Genomic DNA, 16,723 nt, shown 5'->3' on the forward strand with positions numbered 1-16,723 from the left:
TGGGTCAGTTGGGGGGCACACGTCGCTTCGCGCGGGGCCAGCTTGCCCGGAGGGCGGGCTCGGGGTAGTTCCTGCGCGTGGCAAAAAAGGGCAAGAAGCTAGAAGCAGGCAGCGAGCGCGTCGATCCGAACGAGGCGCTCCGACAGGTCGAGACCCCGCGCGCCAACTGGCGGGTGATCGGCATGATCCTGGTGGGCTTCGCCGTGCTCTGGCTGCTGGCCTTCATGGCCATGCCCATGGTGGGGTACGTCGGCATCGGCATCGTGAGCGTGCTGACGGCCGCTGCCGTGGGGTTCGGGCTCTACATCTGGAACATGACACGCCGCTCGTCGGCCATCGTGGACATCATGAAGGGCGCCACGGACGCCGAGGGTCGCGCCAGCGCGCTGGCCGCCCTGGCTGCGCAGTCGCCCGAGGGCAAGGACGCCATGAACGTCCTCGCTCAGGCGCAGCTGTTGGCGCAGGACGACCCCGCGGCGGCCATCGCGAAGCTCGAGTCGATCGACATCGAGAAGTCGCCCGCCATCCTGCGCAACGACATCCGCGCGCAGCTGGCGCTGATGTACCTGCTCACCGGCAAGCCCAAGAACGCGCTGGACCTGGCCCGCGACATCAAGCCCGAGGCCCAGCAGCAGGCCAAGCAGAAGGCGCTCTACGCCGCCGTGCGGGCCGAGAGCTTCGCGCGAAACGGGCGCCCGGACGACGCCCGCACGGCGCTCGAGGGTCTGAACGAAGCCGATCCCGAGCTGGCCGAGGTGCGGCCGCTGTTGCTACGCGCGCAGGTCTACACCTTCTTCGGGCTGAAGAAGCGCGGCCTCGCCGCAGAGGCCATGGAGCGCCTCGTGCTGGTCGAGCCCAACATCGTGATGGCCATGGCCACCAAGGGTCACCCCGAGATGAAGCAGCTGGCCATCGCGACCCTGCAGCGCGCGGGCATGGTGCCCAAGCAGCGCGTCAGGATGCGCTAGCTTGTCCGCGGACACCTGGACCATCCAGCAGCTGCTGACGTGGTGCACCGAGGACTTCCGCAAGCGGGGCCTCGACAGCCCGCGGCTGGACGCCGAGCTGCTGGTCGCGCACGCGCTAGGCGTCGACCGCGTGCGGCTGTACCTGGACTTCGAGCGGCCGCTGGACGCGGAAGAGCGCAAGCTGGTGCGTGAGCTCGTAGAGCGTCGCCGCCGACGCGAGCCGGTGGCGTACATCCTGGGGGAGCGCGCGTTCTACGGGCGGATGTTCCGCGTCCGCCCCGACGTGCTCATCCCCCGGCCCGACTCGGAGACGCTGATCGAGCGGGCGCTCGCGCTGCTGCCTGCCGACGCAGCCACCCACGTGCTGGACGTGGGCGCGGGCAGCGGCTGCCTCGGTCTGACCCTCGCTGCCGAGCGCCCCGCGCTGCAGGTCACGCTCGCCGACATCTCCCCGAGCGCCCTCGAGGTGACCCGGGACAACGCGGAGCAGCTGGCTGTGACCGAGAGGGTGAACCTCGTGCGCTCCGACCTGTTCGCGTCGGTGCCCGTGCCGGACGGGGGCTTCCGGCTCATCGTCTCGAACCCGCCGTACATCCCGTCGGCCGACGTGGACGCGCTGATGCCCGACGTGCTCCGGTTCGAGCCGCGCCTGGCCCTGGACGGAGGGCGCGATGGACTCGATCTCGTCCGCCGGCTGGCGCAGGGGGCACGCGAGCGTCTGCAGCCAGAAGGCGCGCTGCTGATCGAGATCGGCGTGGGTCAGGCAGAGGACGGGATGGCGCTGCTGCGCGAGGCGGGCTTCGTCGGGGTGGTCACGCACCGCGACCTCGGGCGGATTCCACGCGTCATCGAGGGGCGTCGCGCCGCAGCGTGACGGCTGCCACTGGCAGCAAAGTTGATTCACGCGGCCAGCGGGGCCCACCATCCTAGAGTCCCGTACGTCGGGCCTCGTCATGACCCTTCCGTCGCGCACATCCGAAGGCTCTTCGTCGGTGTCGCCGGGCCGTCTCGGTCGGCCCCGGGCATCGGAGCACGCTGCACGAGCCAAGACTCGTGTCGCGCGCCTGCCCGTGCTGTGCGCGTTGCTGTGCGCGTTGCTGTGCGCGTGGGCGGCAGCTGCGCGTGCGTCCGGCGGCGAAGACCGCAGCAGCGCCGCGCAGGGGGCTGACGCTGCTCAGGCTGCCTCTGCGACCGACACCACCGGGGACAGCGCGGTCGCGCATCGTCCCCGCGGCGAGCTCAGCGCCCAGGGCCGCGCGGCGCGGGGCATCTACCTGAACGCGCGGACCATGCGCAGGACCAGCGTGCGAAGCCTGGTGTCCCGGCTCGAGCGGATGCAGTTCGACGCGGTCGTCATCGACGTGAAGGACAGCTCGGGCAACCTCTCCGTGGACACCCGCGTGCCGGAGTACCGGCAGGCCGTGAACCGCCGGCTGCGCATCCGCCAGCTGCGCGAGAAGCTCGCCGAGCTGAAGCACGCGGGCATCTACACCATCGCGCGCGTGGCGTGCTTCGCGGACGATCGGCTCGCCCGCCGCATGCCGGAGCTGGCCGTGCGCCACCAGCACTCGCAAAGGCCGTGGGTGTCCGGGGGCACGGGCGGCGCGTGGCTCGACCCTCACAACCCCCGCAACCATCAGCTCTTGCTGGCGCTCGCGCTCGAGGTGCAGGCGCTGGGCTTCGACGAGCTGCAGCTCGACTACGTGCGCTTCCCAGTGGACGGCGCGACCGAGTGGGCCACCTTCCCGGCGGAGGGGGAGGGCACGCGCGTGGACGCGCTGGTGAGCCTCTTGCGCACGCTCGACGCGGGCCTCGACATCCCCATCGGCGTAGACGTCTTCGGGTTGACGGCCTACCGCGAGGGCGACCCCAGCGGGCTGGGCCAGGACCTCGAGCGTTGGGCGGAGCACGTGGAGGTCATCAGCCCCATGCTGTACGTCAACGCCATGCGCGACTGGCAGGTGGGGCAGCGCAACCGCACGCAGTACCTGGTGCAGAACGGCGTGTCCGCGTTGCGCCGCCGGGTGGGCGACGGGGTCGTCATCCGCCCTTATCTGCAGGCCTTCTCCACCGGGGCCGACGAGTTCAACCCACGCTTCTTCGCGGCCCAGATCCGGGGCGCCGAGCGCGGCGGCGGCGACGGCTTCCTGTTCTGGCACACGGCCAGCCGCTACCAGATGCTGGAGAGCGCCGCGCGTCGACTACGGGGCATGTACCCCTTCGCGCGCGCCATGCGCGATCACTCGCGCAGCAGCACGTCGCAGTAGTACTTCACGCGGCGCACCAGCTTCCCGTGCGGGCGGGTGTCGATGTCCTTCTTGAGCGCCAGCATGACGCGCCGCTGGAACGTGTAGCTGTTGAGCGTGCGCTTGGGGGCCTGCGTGCCCGTCTCCTGCTCGTACGGGGCCCACAGCGAGGCCTCGTCGAAGCCCCACTCGGCCAGGTCGGCCGGGTCGCAGCGGTCTAGCATGCGGCGCGCCAGTTCGAGCTTCTTCGCGTCCCCGCGCAGCTCCTGTGTCCACTTGCCGATGGAGCTGGTGACGGCCCGGTCGTGCTGACCGACCCCGATGGGGTCACCCATGCCCTTCTTCATTTCGGGCCCCTTGCCATACTCCTCGGCGCCTTCCTCGTGCGGGAGGCCGCAATAGGCGAACATGCGCTCGAGGGAGAGCGCCGGCTGCTTCACGAGGTCTTCGTAGCGCGCGTGGAAGAGTGGCACGGGGCGCTCCCGCAGCATGTGCCCGAGCGCGCCGACGTAGCGCTCTACGATGGGGTTGAACTCGTACGCGGCCTGCCAGTCGCCGTCGAAGAAGCTGTTGGCGAAGCTCGAGAAGACCGCCAGCGGATGGCGCGTGAGCACGAGGTACTTGGCGCGTGGGTAGAGCTTGGTGAGGAAGGGCCACACCAGCGAGTTGGCGGGGGTCTTGTCGAGGAAGCGGGACTGACCCGTGGGCGCCAGCATGCGGCCGTACATGATGTCCGTGTAGGCGCGCAGGGCGTCCAGGTAGTCGTCTTCGCCGCGCGGCAGCTCCGCCACGAAGGACTTGAGCGCTTCGGCCGCGTTGATGTGGTCGAAGGGGGCCTTGTCGATGTTGTCGTAGAAGCCCAGGTGCGCGAGCGGCGAGATGAGGTGCGGCTCGGGGTGCGTGTAGATCTGCGAGTGCCCGCCGATCATGCGCTGCAGCAGCGTGGACCCGGAGCGGGGAGCAGAGAGCAGGAAGATGAGCTGGTCTTGCACAGGCTCCTCGTGCCCCGGCCGCGCGGCGGCGTCAACTTTGGCGTGGTACGGGGCGCTGGGCGCGACACCTGCCGACGTGGGCCGCCGCGCACTCGGGCACGTAGGCCCCTCCCGGTGTGGACGGCTGGCTCGACGGTGGCTCGGTCCACCCCGCGTGATTGACGCCGCTCGGGTCTCGCGATACCTGCCGCTCATGGGCAGCGCGCGCATCCCGACCCCTCTCGTCCTCGTGCTCTCGGGCACGATGCTGGTCATCGGCGCGCTCGCGTTCCTGAGCCCGCACCTGGGCGGGGAGGCTGGGGAGCCCGAAGAAGACACGCCCGGCAGCACGCGCCCTCCGGTGGACGTGCGCGACGGGACGCCGGAGGCCGTGGCCGAGACGTTCCTGGATGCCTGGCGCAAGCGCGACTACGAGGTGGCCATGGCGCTCAGCGTGGCCCGGGCCGCGGCGTCGGTGGAGGCCAGGCGGAGGCGCGAGCAGGCCATGACCGCCGAGGAGCGCGAGGGTGCCGCCCAGCTGTGGAACACGATGGCCGAGCACCGCCTGACGCTGGAGATCCACGACCGGCAGGCGCCCGACGCCGACCACGTCGTGCTGGCGGCGGTCGCGCGCGGGCGCTTCCTGAACCAGGAGTACGCCAACGCGGTGCGCTTCGAGCTGCGGCGTGACGCGCAACGCGGGTGGAAGGTGGAGGCCATGGACTTCCCGGGGGCCGAGGACCCGTTCTCGGCGGCCGCGGAGGACCGATGAGCCGCAGCCGAGGGCCCGCGCCCACCGAGCGTGAGCTGATCGCCGAGGCCGAGCGCGCCTTCCTGCAGCACGGCACGGAGGCGCACTACGAAGACGCGGCCTACTACCACCGCACCTACCAGCACCGGAAGGTCGACGTGCGCTGGTACACAGAGTACTGCGCCGAGCGCGGGGGGAGCGTGCTGGAGCTGGGCTGTGGCACCGGGCGCATCACGCTTCCGCTCGCGCGCGGGGGGCTGTCCGTGACTGGCGTGGACACCATGCCGAGCATGCTGGCCGAGGCGGAGGCGCGCAGCGCGAAGCTCCCGCGCGCGGCGCGCGAGCGAGTCACGCTGATGCAGGCTGACCTGCGCAGCATGCGCCTCGGGCGCCGCTTCGACACCGTCATCGCCCCGTTCAACGTGCTGATGCACCTCTACCATCCCGAGGAGCTGGCGGCGACGCTCGCGCGCGTGGACGAGCACCTGAACCCCGACGGGCGCTTCGTGTTCGACGTGCTGCTGCCAGACCCAGCGCTGCTCGCGCGCAACCCCGAGCGCGTCTACAAGGGGCGGGCCGTGCGGCACCCCAACGGCAAGCGCTACGCGTATCACGAGAGCTTCGACTACGACCCGGTGGCGCAGGTGCTCGCCATCACCATCGACCTCCAGAACGTGGACGACCCGCGCGACACCGTGGTGCAGCTGCTCACGCACCGGCAGTACTTCCCGCAAGAGCTGAAGGCCGTGCTGGCTCACGCCGGGTTCGAGGCCGAGGCGCGCTACGGGGACTTCGAGGGCGAGCCGCTCAACGCGTACGCCGAGAGTCAGGTGTGGGTCGTGCGCCGCGCAGCGGGGTAGATGCGACACGGGGTGCGACCGCACCACCTTGGGCGGCGCGGCGTGGAAGGCCCGTGCTTCACGCGCGCCGTGGCAGCCACCGTCAGCCCGGACGGGCGGCGAGGATGACGTCGGCCAGCTCCGCGAAGCCCGCAGCGCGCGCTGCGCGGGTGACGTAGCGGGGTGCGCAGGCAAGCGGCAGCTGCTCACGGACGTTGGCGACGCCCACGGAGACCGGGAAGTACGCGAAGGCCTCGACGTCGTTGCCGCTGTCCCCGACGAACGCCCACCGCTCACGTCGCGTGGTGATGTCCTCGCCCAGGATGTGCGCCACCGCGCGTACGACGCCCACGGCCTTGTTCCAGTCGCCCGGGACCGCGTGGGCGTGCACGCTGGACACCACGGCGCGTGCGCCAGCGCGCTCGATCAGCGCCACCAGGGCCGCCCGGTCCTCCGCGCCCAGCTGGGCCTCCTCGCCCACGTCGAACGCCAGGTCGCACAGACGGCCCCCTTGGTCGTTCGCCAGAGGCACGTGGGGCAGGGTCGCGCGCACTTGCGCGAGGATGCTGGCCAGCAAGGTGCGCTGCTCGGCGCGGTCCTCCTCACCGTCGAAGAAGCCCTGCGCTGGCGACCCTGCAGGACGCCCCACGGATCCCGCGAACCAGCCCGCGCCGTTCTCACCCACGGCCACGTCCACGGGCCACTGCCGCGCCACCACCGCCGCCCAGCCCAGGGGCCGACCCGTGACGGCGACCAGGCGCACCCCCGCGCGGTGCAGGCGCCACATCGCGTCGAACGCCTCGGGCTGGAGCTTGCCATGGGCGGTGACGGTGTCGTCGATGTCGAACGCCAGGCCGCACAGCGCAGCCCGGTCCGCCGCGGGCAGCTCGGTCAGGGGGCGTAGGTCGTCCGCGCCGAAAGCGTCGTCCCGAGGGGTACGGGGCGACATCACGACACCGAGAGGAAGGCGGTCTTCAGGTACATGCCCTCGGAGAACGCCGGCGGCACGGGGTGGTCCGGGGCCTGCTGTCCCAGGTGCAGCAGCGAGAGGCTCCGCCCCACGTCGGCCGCCGCGGTGCTCAACGTGCGCAGGAAGTCCTCGGCGCGCATCGCCGCGGAGCACGAGCAGCTCACCAGGATGCCGCCCGGCTGCACCAGGGCCAGCGCGTTCTGGTTGAGCTTGCGGTACGCCTCCCGCCCGCGCTCGAGGTGCCGCGCGCTCGGGACGAGCTTGGGCGGGTCGACCACGACGAGGCCGAAGCGGCGCCCCGCGCGCGCGAGCTCGGGTAGGGCCTGCTTGGCGTCGCGGGTGAGGAACTCGTGCCGGTCCGAGAAGCCCAGGGCCTTGCTGACCGCCACCCCCGCCGTGCTCGCCGCCACCGAGCTGTCCACGCTGAGCACGGAGCGGGCACCCCCACGCGCCGCCGCCAGGCCGAACGATCCGATGAACGCAAAGGCGTCCAGCACGTCGCGCCCCAGGGCTAGCTGCTCCACGCGCGCCCGCTGCTCGCGCTGGTCGAAGTAGTAGCCGGTCTTCTGGGTGATGGTGTTGGGGATCTCGATGGACAGGCCCCGCTCGACGAAGCGCAGCGCGTCGGACTCCTCGCCGCGCACCAGCTCGTGCGCTTGCGTGAATTCCTCGTGCGCCTTGCGGTCCGCCGCGAGCGCGATCACGCGTTTGGCGCCCGTCACGCGTTGCACGTGCGCGTACACGTCCTCCGCCAGCCGCCACATGCCGATGGTGCCGAAGAGCACCGTCGCGGTGTCGCCGTACACGTCCACGATGAGCCCCGGCAGCGAGTCTCCCTCGGCATTGATCAGGCGATAGCCCGTGTCGCGGGTGCTGGGGAAGCCGAGCGAGCGCCGCAGGGTCGCAGCGGCGTCGATGCGTCGGGCGAGCCAGCCCTGGTCGAGGGCCTCGCCATCCGTCCGGCTCGCGATGCGCACCACCAGCGCGCTGGCTGGCGACCAGAAGCCGCTCCCGAGAAAGCGCCCGCTGTCGTCCAGCACGCGCACAGGGTCACCCGGAGCCGGTGCGCCGCGCAGGGTTTTCACCGCTTGCGCGAAGACCCACGGGTGCCCCGCCCACACGGGCCGCACGCGCCCTTTGGCGAGCACCACCTCACCCACGAGTCCACCTGCTGCGCGCGTCGCCGGTCACGGCGGGAGGTGTACCACGCGCCTCACGCGGGGGCAGGCGACGTCGCGTCCGCCCACTGGTCTTCGTTGGGGAACGGGCCGCGCATGACCCGGCGCCGCACCAGGCCGTCCCCGAACACCGAAGGCGCGCGCGCCTTGATCGCGTCGGGCACGCGCAGCGCCTCGGTCTCCGGGTCTTCGAACCACGCCGCGCCCTCGGTGGACGTGTCCGCGGTGGGCGTGGCGGTCTCCCAGTAAAGCTTGTGGTCGAAGTCCGCCTGGGCGTGGACGCGCCCGTCATGCACGTGCACGGTGGGGAAGAACAGGCGCTGGTCGTCGCGCGTCTCGAACCACAGCGCCATCGGGTGCACCTTGGCGTCTCCGGCCTTCAGCTTGAACACCGCGAAGCCGTAGTCCTGGTAGCGCGGGAGCTGCGACCACACGTCCGGGGGCAGGCGGAAGCGCGGGTCCAGGCGATCGAAGTCGCTCACGCTGGGGACGTAGCTGGCTTCGAAGCTGCCCACGGAGGTCACCGCGATCCGGGGCCGCGCCGACTGCGCACGCAGCAACCCGTGCCCCTTGGAGAGCGTCTGCATCGGGGGCGCGAACAGCAGCTCGAGCTGGTCGAAGAGATCGGGGCACCCATCGAGCGCCACGAAGCGGTGGGCTTCGTCTTCCGGGGTCCCTGGGCGCACAGGGAGGGGCAGGATCATGGCGGCGTCGGAGCGCGACGCCAGGCTCATCGCGTACACCACGAGCTGCCGGCTGCCCTCGGCGCGTACGTAGATCGAAGTGCCGGAGACGCGCACGGCAGGGCGCCCGCGGAGGGCGGCCAGCGCGCGACCGAGCAGCGACAGGGGCGCCCGGGTCACGCGGGCGGCGGGGCTGATCATGCACATGGGGGCGGGTCCTGGACCTGAGTCTCGGTCTCGCCGGGAGAGGGGTCAAGCGTGGGGAACGACTGCATCTCATGGCGGTCGCCGACGCGGCTTGCTCCGCTCCCCCGGCTGACGTAGCTTGAAGGCAGGTGCTCCCCATGGAGCCCGCGTCGGCCCTGCGCCGACCAAAAGGCAAAGAAGAACGCATATGCCAAACCTCGGAATGGGCGAGCTCATCGTCATCTTGATCATCGTCATGCTGGTGTTCGGCGCGAGCCGTCTGCCGCAGCTGGGCGAGGGCGTGGGCAAGGCGATTCGCAACCTGAAGCGCGGCCTCGCCGCGGACGACGACATCGACGTGACGCCCGCCGCGACGCCGGCCGACAAGCAGGTCAAGGCCGCCTCCAGCGCGCGCACGGCCGCCGAAGAAGTGCGCGACGCCGAAGTCGTCGAGCGCTGAGTCAGCATGGCGCGCCACGCGCGTCCGCACGGCGATCCGCGCCTACCCGTTGCGGGGGGCCTCGCTGCGGAGCGTGGCGCTGCGGGAACCCTCGTGGAGTCGGTCGCGGGCGGTCGTCGTTCTCACCACGCCGCCCTCGGCGCGTGGGCGGTCCGTGAGGTGGCAGCGTTCCACCTCGCGCGGGTGGCGGCCGCGGCCGCCGAGGCACAGCTCCCGCTGATGGTGCTGAAGGGGATGTGGCTCCAGGCGTACGCGTACGAGAACGCCGACGACCGGCCCTTCGCGGACCTGGACCTGCTGATCCCCCGGGAGGCGCTGGGACGGATGCACGGTCTCTTGTCTGCGCTCGGATATGGGCTCTCCATCCACTCGCCGGGGGATGTCGCAAGGCTCTATACGTCCGCTGACGGCTTCCAGCTGGACGTCCATTACGAGCTCTTCCCCGACGGGCTCTTCAGGCTTCGCGGGCGTGACGTGCTTCGTCGCGGGCGGACGGCGGAGCGCCTCGCGATCCCAAGTCTCCTGGTGCCCGAGCCCTACGATGGGCTGGCGCATCTGGTGGGTCACTTTGCCAAGGGGCGCCATGGCCCGCGTGACGGGAAGCTGCTGCGCGACTTCGAGGAGCTCGCGCGCGCGTCGCAGCTGGACCCGGACCGGGCGGCCCGACACCTCGTCGCCGGCGGGCTGCGGCGGGCAGCCCAGTATGCGCTTCAGTTCGGCGTCGGGGGGTCGTTCGCCGCGCGCGCGCTGGCCGCCCTCCCTCCCGATCCCGTGGGACGGCGCGTGGTGAACGCCCTCGGCACTCCGACCCCCAACGACCGGGTGCCCCGAGTCGCCGACAGGTTCTTCGCGTTCGCTTTGGATCACGACCTGCCGAGCGGCGCGCGCGCGTGTGTCCGGCGCGGTGTGGGGCTGCTACGAGATGGTGGACCCAGCCGCCTGTTGTCGCCGCTCATCGGTGCCAGCCGAGCCGCGCGCGTTGGTGGCGCGCTTGGGGGCGGTACGCCTCGGGGCGCCGGATGAGCGGTTTCGTCCCCATCACCCAGGCCGTGGTGCTGGGCGCGGGTCTCGGTACACGCCTGCGCCCGATGACGAACCATCTGCCCAAGCCCGGCGTACCGCTGCTGCAGCGTCCCGTGGCTGCCCACGCCATCGACCACCTCGCCCGCGCTGGCGTGCGGACCGTCGCCGTCAACACCCACTACCTCGCACCGGCCCTCGAGGAGCTGCTGCCGCACCACCTCCCGGATGGCGTCCGGCTGCGGTTCTCTCGCGAAGAGTCGCTGCTGGGGACTGGCGGTGGCATCCGAGCCGCGTGGGGCAAGCTGAACCCTCGCGAACCGCTGATCGTGATGAACGGCGACATCGTGTTCCAACCCGATCTCCTGGCCGCCATCGGCACCCACGACGCGCACGACGCGCTTGCCACCATGGTGGTGCGTGCCCACCCCGAGGCCCAGCGCCTGGGGGCCATCGACACCGACGCGGCGGGGCGGGTCGTCCGGCTCCTGGGGACACCCGCCGGGCGCGACGTGGCCAACGAGTGGATGTTCACCGGGGTGCACGTGCTCTCTCCCGCGGTCTTCGAGCTCCTCCCACCAGAGGGCTGTGTCATCCGGCGTGGCTATCGGGGCTGGGTGGATGAAGGGCTACGGGTGTACGCCGTCCCGAGCGCCGCGCCTTTCCGGGACGTGGGAACGCACGCCGAGTACCTCGGTGCCCACCTGGACGCGTTGGACGTCGACGCGGGCGTGGCGCAGGTACATCCCGAGGCGCAGGTCCACCCGAGCGCGGTGCTCACGCGCTCGTTCGTGGGCGCGGGGGCCCGTGTCGGCGCGGGGGTGGTCCTCCGCGAGTGCGTCGTGTGGCCAGGAACGCTCGTCACGGACAGCGCGGAGCGCGCGATCATCGGGCCGTTCGGTGTCCTGGCGGTGCGCTGAACCGCGCTCTACAGGTCGGTCCTCCGCGCGTGAGTGCGCGACTCAGCCGACGCCGACGACTTTTGCCAGCACGGCAGTGATGTTGTCGGGTCCACCGTTGCTGTTCGCGCGATCGATCAGCGCCTTGGTGGCCGTCTTGAGGTCCGAGTGGGTGTTGACCACCTCCTCGATCTCCTTGTCGGTCGCGGGGCCGCAGAGTCCGTCGCTGCACAGCACGTAGATGTCGCCCGGCTGGGGCTTGTCCAGCATGGTGTCGACCTTCACGTGCTCCTTCATGCCGAGCGCGCGCACGATGACGTTCTTGTGCGGGAAGTTGGCGATCTCTTCCTCGCTCAGCCGCTTCATCTTGATGTAGTCGTTGAGCAGCGAGTGGTCCTCGGTGAGCTGCTCGAGCTTGCTGTCGCGGATGCGGTACACGCGGCTGTCGCCGACGTGCGCGATGAGGACGCCCTCGTCCACGACGAGGATGCCGCAGATGGTCGTGCCCATACCGCGCAGCTTGGGGTCGCGCTGAGCCGCCTCGTAGATGCGCAGATTGGCGAGCTTGATGCTCGTCATCAGGCGGTTCTCTTCGTAGCCGCGCGACTTGTCCATCTTGTACGGCCAGGTCGCTTCGGGATCGGCGTGCGTCGCCCGGAAGAACTCGCGCAGGGTGTCGATGGCCATCTGGCTCGCCACCTCGCCCGAGGCATGACCACCCATCCCGTCGGCGACGACGTAGAGGTTGTACTCGTCGATCACATCGAAGTTGTCTTCGTTGTGAGCTCGCTTCATGCCGACGTCGGTGTGACCGACCGCCAGCACACGGGCACGGGATGCCATCTGAGTCTCGCCTTGCGCTGCTGCGGGTGTGCCGAGCGGGAGCGCTCGGTAGCGCGAAGGTACAAACCTTCACGTGCCGCCGTCAATGAACTGAACACAAGGGGGGCGCAATTCGCGGCGCAGGACGGAACGGGGCTGCGGAGCCGCGTGGCGGCAGTCTGCCTCGTGTGGGGGCTTGCTGTCCTCGCGTCGGCCGTGTACCCCACGACCATGCCGGAAGAGTTGAAGCGCGAGCTGCTGGCTATCGCCGATGCCCTCGACGGGCTGCTGCACTGGGAGCACGAGCTGTCCGGTGACGGGTTCCCCGCGGTGAACGTGCCGGAAGTGACGCGCGCGCTGGCGCCTCCATCGGCTGCCCCGCCGCGCTCCGCGCCGTCGTCGGGGAGGGCGGCGCCCGAAGAAGCGTGGGCCCACCCAACTGCGCAGGCGTCCAACCTTTCGCGCGATCCGTCACTCGCTCCACACGCTCCCGCCGTCAGCCCAGTGACGACGACGGTACAGGGCGCGCCCCGCTCGCTCGCTATGCTACAGGCCGAAGCTGCCGCGTGCTCGGCCTGCGGGTTGCACGCTGGACGCACGAAGAGCGTGTTCGCGCGCGGGAGCGAGCGTGCGGAGGTCGTGTTCGTGGGCGAAGGGCCCGGCTACCACGAGGACCAGTCGGGGGAGCCCTTCGTCGGCGCCGCAGGACAGCTCTTGGACAACATGATCGCCGCCATGGGGTACGGGCGGGACGAGGTCTACGTCTGCAACGTGGTGAAGTGCCGTCCGCCGGACAACCGCACCCCTCTGCCGGCCGAGGCCGAGGCTTGCTCCCCGTATCTGCGCGGGCAGCTGGCTGCCGTGCAGCCCCAGGTCATCGTGGCCTTGGGGAAGTGCGCGACCGAGGCACTCGGCTGCATGCGTGAGGGGCAGCGCAAGTGGCGCGGTGTGTGGAGTGAGTACGCCGGGGTGCCGGTCATGCCCACCTACCACCCCGCGTTCCTCTTGAGGAGCCCCCAGTTCAAGCGGGACGTTTGGGCCGACCTGCAGCTCGTGATGGCGCGGGTTGGCAAGACCCCGCGCGCTGGGGGAGCGCGATGACCCCGCGGCGGCCGAGGCTACCCCAGCACGACGTGTCGCACGACGACCCGGGCTCGGACTGGGATACGCACGACGACGACGACGACGACGAGGTCGGTCTGACCGAACAGCAAGAGACCTACCTGGACGAGGAGGCGCTCATGCACGGCCTCATCTCGGACGAGGGCGAGGTGGTCGGGCTGGACGACGCGACCATGGCGCTGGACGATCCCGCCGAGCTCCTCACCGCGGTTGACGAGCGCGAGGATGACGTGCTGCGCTGGCAGGATGTCGGACCAGCCGAGGACGCCGTGGATCCTGCGTCCATGCTCATCCCGGAGGCCGACGAGAACGGCTACACACGCGAGGGGGATGCCTTAGGTATCGAGGGTGATTCGTCTGCGGACACACTCTTCGCGCACCTGGACGGGCCGTCCGCTGATCACGATGCGACCGCGGGGGTCGACTTGCTCGACGGCCTCGAGCTGCCCAGCCTGCCGGCGCTGGACCAGGAACGCGACGATGGGGGCGCGCTCGGACCGGAAGAAGACACGGACGAGCTGGCCGACGAGCTGTTCGTGCGTGTCCCGCAGGAGTCGGAGCCGGGCGGAGCCGAGCCGTGAACGCGCCGGCCGCGGAGCCACGTGTAGCACGTTTGGCACACGCGCTGCGCATCGGATTGGGCGCTTCGGAAGAGACGGTACGCACCGAGCTTGCCATGCCGACGGACACCGACGACCGCGACGTTGCGCACACGCTCGTCCAGATCCTCTCGGCGTGTCACGCCGCGGCCATCATCGAACCAGTCGAGCGACGCTCCGACACGCCACCCGCCATCAGCGCCTCGCCCGCCGACTCCTCCTTCATGGGTCAGGTGATGTCCCCTGCGGGCTCTGCCATCGTCGTGGCAGACATGACCGACGAGGGCACGTTGCTCGCGCTCGCGCGGGGGGGGACGCTGGCGCAGCGACGCGCGGCGCTGGCGAGACTCGCGGACCTCGTCGACTACCGCGCGCTCTCGGCCGAGCACCTGCGCATCGTGGCGGAGGGGGTCGCGCAGAACCGAGACGTCGAGCTGGCGTACGAGGTGGCGGCGGTGCGTGCGCGCCTCCAGGGGGGCGGGCGAGCCGCGAGGGCGGAGCGTGAAGCCTGGGAGCGCCTCGTGGAGCAGTTGGTGGCCGACATCGCGCGGTTCTGGGACGGTCAGCTGGAGCACGAGCCGCTCGGGCGTCTCCCGGGCAGCGACCGAGCTCAGGTGTTCCTGCGAACTCGCGACCTACCAGACGCCGTGGTCGCGCACATCAGTGCGCTGGCAGAGGGCACCGACGGCTTGCTCGGGGCCCTCGAGCGACGAGAGGTGTTGGCCGCGTTGCGGCACGCAGCCGACGCGCGCCTCGTCCCCGCGTTGGTCAACGTGCTCCACGCTGGAGGCGATGCGCTGGTGCGAGAGGCAGCGCGGGCGCTGGGCCGCATCGACGATCCTCGCGTTGCGCCCGCACTGCGTGCCGCGTTCGACCGCACCGCGGTGGACGCCACTCACCTCGTCGTGGCCTCCGCGCTCGCGCTGGCGGGGGACATGCGTGGTGCACAAGAAGCAGCCGAGGCGCTCACTCGCGGGGAGCCGTCCCTCGTGCCCTTCGTGCTCGAGGCGCTCGAGTCGTTGGGGGACCGCGAGCAAGGCGATGCCCTGTGCGCCTACCTGGACGCACCCGATCCGTCGCTGCGTGTGCGCGCGTGTCGAACGCTGGCGCGGGTCGCGGACGGCCGCGTCCTGGCGCAGCTGGACGCGCACCGCCGGGCGAGCAAGGTCTCCGCGGAGCGGGCCGAGTTGGAGGAGGCCATCGACGCCATCGTGGCGCGCATGGAGCTGCGTGGGGAGGAGGCCATCGTACCGGACCCCGCTGAGACCCGAGATGCCGCGGTGGCCCCGCTGGCGTCGCGCGCGCCCTTCCGGCAGCGCATGCGCGCGTACTGGAACAACCTGGTGGGGACGCTGTGGCTGGCGTTCGGGGCCGTGGGGCGCGCGACCGCGCGCTTCGAGACCGCGTCGCAACAGCGACCGGGTTGGGCTCAGCCGCTCGTGTCGATGGGGCTCGCGTTCGTCAGGCGCAAGGAGTACGCGCAGGCGCTCAACGCGTTCCGACGTGCGCTGACCGCCGAACGGCAGCGCGTGGAGCGCAACCCGCTCGTGGTCGGGCCAGTGGCGCGTGCCTTCTTGCGCCGTGCCGAGGAGGTGGAGCGGGACGGGCGCCACGAGATCGCGCGCGGCCTCGTGATCGAAGCGCTGTCCCTGGATCTCCGGCGCGCCCCTTCGGAGGTCCGCTTCGAGCTGCATCGGCTGGGCGATGCGCTGGGCCGGAGGCTCGGCGAGTGAGCGAGAGAGAGCCCCCTCGGGACGACTCGCAGCGTCTTCGGGGAGCCCTGCGCCGGGCGTTGCTCGAGGTGGAGGTCGACGGTCAGCGGGGCTGGGTCACCATCACGGTCGGGCCGGGCCCAGCGCAGGTGCGCGCGATCTCGGAGGATGGGGACGAGGGTGGACCGCTGGTGGAGGCGGCCCTCGAGGCGCTCGGTTTCGGCGATCCGAGCGGCGCACTCCTCGGACCCCAAGCGTCACAGCCACCAGGACTGCGGCGCGAGTCGCTCTTGCCGCAAGGCGACGCGCGAGTGGACGCACCTCTCTCGACGGCGGGGGTCGCCTTCGAGGATCTCGTCACCGCGATCGTGCGCGTGGGTCTCGACGAGGCATTGGAGGCGCCATCGGTGGAGGCGGCGCGCGAGCGTCTGCTGTCCGCCTGTGCCGCCCCGGCCCCTTTGGGTCTGGCGCGCTTCCTCGGGCGGCTGCGCGCCGGTCTCGCGGAGCGTGATCCCGTCACCGTGACGCGCCTGCTTGACGAGGCGTCCCGCTTCGCGAGCGCTGCGCGGCAGCGGGCGCCGAGCCCGACGGATCTGAAGCGCATCCAGATCATGCTCGGCCCCGGCCGCGACGGGGTGTCCAGCGTGTCGGACTGCGTCCTGGTGGAGTTGTCGAGAGAGTGGGTGGCGGGAGTCGAACGGCACAGCGTGGAGCGGCGACTGTTGGTGGACTCGCGCTCGGGCGAGCTGTTGGTCGAGTGCCGCCTGCAGAAAGGGACGGCATCGCTCGGCCCCTGTCCGCGGGTCTTGCGCGTGGGACTCGCCGAGATCGAGTCCGGCCCCGCCCCGCGCCGCATACACATCCTGCAGTACGAGGTCGGGCACGCGCTCGACGCCGGCTCGTTCGACAGCATCGCCCAGCACGCCGAGCGGGACCTGTCGGCGCTGCGCGCGCGCTACCAGCGGGACATCAAGCAGTATCCCGGCCTGGCCGAGCCGCACGCGCTGTTCGCGCCCGCCCGCGTAGACCGCGACCTCGGCCTGCAGCTCTGTGACGCGTCGGGCGACGCCCTGCCGCTGCGTCGCAGAGGCGACGAGGGACGCAGCGCAGCGCTCGAGCGGGCTTGCGCCGAGGTGTCCCCCGAATGGGTGGTGGGCACGTTGCACGAGCGGCCGGAGGGGCTGGCGCTCGACCCGTGCGGGGTCGCTCTTCGTCACGACGGTGCCGTGCGCTACCTGCGCTTGCGTTGAGTCCGACCGCGTCCGAGCGGCGTTGCCCTCCACCCCCGGGTCTGGCA

17 protein-coding genes are annotated in these 16,723 nt (G+C 71.2%); 12 read left to right on the plus strand and 5 right to left on the minus strand.

What is annotated here, in order from left to right:
- Nucleotides 1–77: 77 nt before the first annotated feature.
- The 3 genes from H6726_13770 (at nt 78) to H6726_13780 (ending at nt 3,235) form a co-directional block, all read left to right on the plus strand.
- Complete coding sequence (locus H6726_13770) at nt 78–968, plus strand: hypothetical protein (GenBank protein ID MCB9658713.1); 891 nt, start codon at nt 78–80, stop codon at nt 966–968.
- Nucleotide 969: 1 nt separating this feature from the next.
- Complete coding sequence (gene prmC, locus H6726_13775) at nt 970–1,842, plus strand: peptide chain release factor N(5)-glutamine methyltransferase (protein MCB9658714.1); 873 nt, start codon at nt 970–972, stop codon at nt 1,840–1,842.
- Nucleotides 1,843–2,038: 196 nt separating this feature from the next.
- On the plus strand, nt 2,039–3,235 hold the full coding sequence (locus H6726_13780) for a hypothetical protein (protein ID MCB9658715.1): 1,197 nt from the start codon (nt 2,039–2,041) through the stop codon (nt 3,233–3,235).
- Here H6726_13780 and H6726_13785 read toward each other — a convergent pair.
- Nucleotides 3,208–4,206 carry a sulfotransferase gene (locus H6726_13785; protein ID MCB9658716.1) on the minus strand — a complete coding sequence of 333 codons (999 nt, stop codon included), beginning with the start codon at nt 4,204–4,206 and terminating at the stop codon, nt 3,208–3,210. The two genes, H6726_13780 and H6726_13785, sit on opposite strands and share 28 nt — an antisense overlap.
- 154 nt (nt 4,207–4,360) lie before the next feature.
- On the opposite strand from H6726_13785, the gene H6726_13790 reads away from it, so the two are divergent.
- Nucleotides 4,361–4,957: a hypothetical protein gene (locus tag H6726_13790; protein ID MCB9658717.1), complete on the plus strand. Its 597-nt coding sequence runs from the start codon at nt 4,361–4,363 to the stop codon at nt 4,955–4,957.
- Nucleotides 4,954–5,796, plus strand: a complete 843-nt coding sequence (locus H6726_13795; protein MCB9658718.1) for a class I SAM-dependent methyltransferase — start codon at nt 4,954–4,956, stop codon at nt 5,794–5,796. Before H6726_13790 ends, H6726_13795 begins: the two co-directional genes overlap by 4 nt.
- Before the next feature lie 82 nt (nt 5,797–5,878).
- Here the strand turns inward: H6726_13795 and H6726_13800 are convergent, their stop codons facing one another.
- The 3 genes from H6726_13800 to H6726_13810 are packed head-to-tail and all read right to left on the minus strand — an operon-like array spanning nt 5,879 to nt 8,807.
- Nucleotides 5,879–6,724 carry an HAD hydrolase family protein gene (locus tag H6726_13800; protein MCB9658719.1) on the minus strand — a complete coding sequence of 282 codons (846 nt, stop codon included), beginning with the start codon at nt 6,722–6,724 and terminating at the stop codon, nt 5,879–5,881.
- A complete protein-coding gene (locus H6726_13805) occupies nt 6,724–7,905 on the minus strand; it encodes a class I SAM-dependent rRNA methyltransferase (protein ID MCB9658720.1) in 1,182 nt (393 codons plus the stop codon). Before H6726_13805 ends, H6726_13800 begins: the two co-directional genes overlap by 1 nt.
- A 53-nt stretch (nt 7,906–7,958) precedes the next feature.
- Nucleotides 7,959–8,807, minus strand: a complete 849-nt coding sequence (locus H6726_13810; GenBank protein MCB9658721.1) for a hypothetical protein — start codon at nt 8,805–8,807, stop codon at nt 7,959–7,961.
- Between the two features lie 193 nt (nt 8,808–9,000).
- Between H6726_13810 and H6726_13815 the strand changes: the two genes are divergently transcribed.
- From H6726_13815 to H6726_13825, 3 genes are read left to right on the plus strand one after another with little or no spacing between them, the layout of a single operon-like run.
- Nucleotides 9,001–9,252 carry a twin-arginine translocase TatA/TatE family subunit gene (locus H6726_13815; protein MCB9658722.1) on the plus strand — a complete coding sequence of 84 codons (252 nt, stop codon included), beginning with the start codon at nt 9,001–9,003 and terminating at the stop codon, nt 9,250–9,252.
- A gap of 6 nt (nt 9,253–9,258) precedes the next feature.
- The gene (locus H6726_13820) at nt 9,259–10,275 is read left to right on the plus strand and encodes a nucleotidyltransferase family protein (protein MCB9658723.1); all 1,017 of its coding nucleotides are present in this window, start codon (nt 9,259–9,261) and stop codon (nt 10,273–10,275) included.
- The gene (locus H6726_13825) at nt 10,272–11,192 is read left to right on the plus strand and encodes an NDP-sugar synthase (GenBank protein ID MCB9658724.1); all 921 of its coding nucleotides are present in this window, start codon (nt 10,272–10,274) and stop codon (nt 11,190–11,192) included. The genes H6726_13820 and H6726_13825 overlap by 4 nt, the downstream gene beginning before the upstream one ends.
- Nucleotides 11,193–11,234: 42 nt before the next feature.
- Here the strand turns inward: H6726_13825 and H6726_13830 are convergent, their stop codons facing one another.
- The gene (locus H6726_13830; GenBank protein ID MCB9658725.1) at nt 11,235–11,966 is read right to left on the minus strand and encodes a Stp1/IreP family PP2C-type Ser/Thr phosphatase; all 732 of its coding nucleotides are present in this window, start codon (nt 11,964–11,966) and stop codon (nt 11,235–11,237) included.
- 258 nt (nt 11,967–12,224) lie between these two features.
- Between H6726_13830 and H6726_13835 the strand changes: the two genes are divergently transcribed.
- From H6726_13835 to H6726_13850, 4 genes are all read left to right on the plus strand, one after another.
- Nucleotides 12,225–13,094 (plus strand): uracil-DNA glycosylase, encoded by an 870-nt coding sequence (locus H6726_13835; protein MCB9658726.1) that lies wholly within the window; start codon nt 12,225–12,227, stop codon nt 13,092–13,094.
- Nucleotides 13,095–13,126: 32 nt separating this feature from the next.
- The gene (locus H6726_13840) at nt 13,127–13,696 is read left to right on the plus strand and encodes a hypothetical protein (protein MCB9658727.1); all 570 of its coding nucleotides are present in this window, start codon (nt 13,127–13,129) and stop codon (nt 13,694–13,696) included.
- A gap of 95 nt (nt 13,697–13,791) precedes the next feature.
- Nucleotides 13,792–15,447, plus strand: a complete 1,656-nt coding sequence (locus tag H6726_13845; protein MCB9658728.1) for a hypothetical protein — start codon at nt 13,792–13,794, stop codon at nt 15,445–15,447.
- Nucleotides 15,444–16,676: a hypothetical protein gene (locus H6726_13850; GenBank protein ID MCB9658729.1), complete on the plus strand. Its 1,233-nt coding sequence runs from the start codon at nt 15,444–15,446 to the stop codon at nt 16,674–16,676. The genes H6726_13845 and H6726_13850 overlap by 4 nt, the downstream gene beginning before the upstream one ends.
- The last annotated feature ends 47 nt before the right edge of the window (nt 16,677–16,723 follow it).

The sequence above is a fragment of the Sandaracinaceae bacterium genome, assembly GCA_020633055.1.
Classification (GTDB): Bacteria; Myxococcota_A; Polyangia; order Polyangiales; family Houyiibacteriaceae; genus JADJJE01.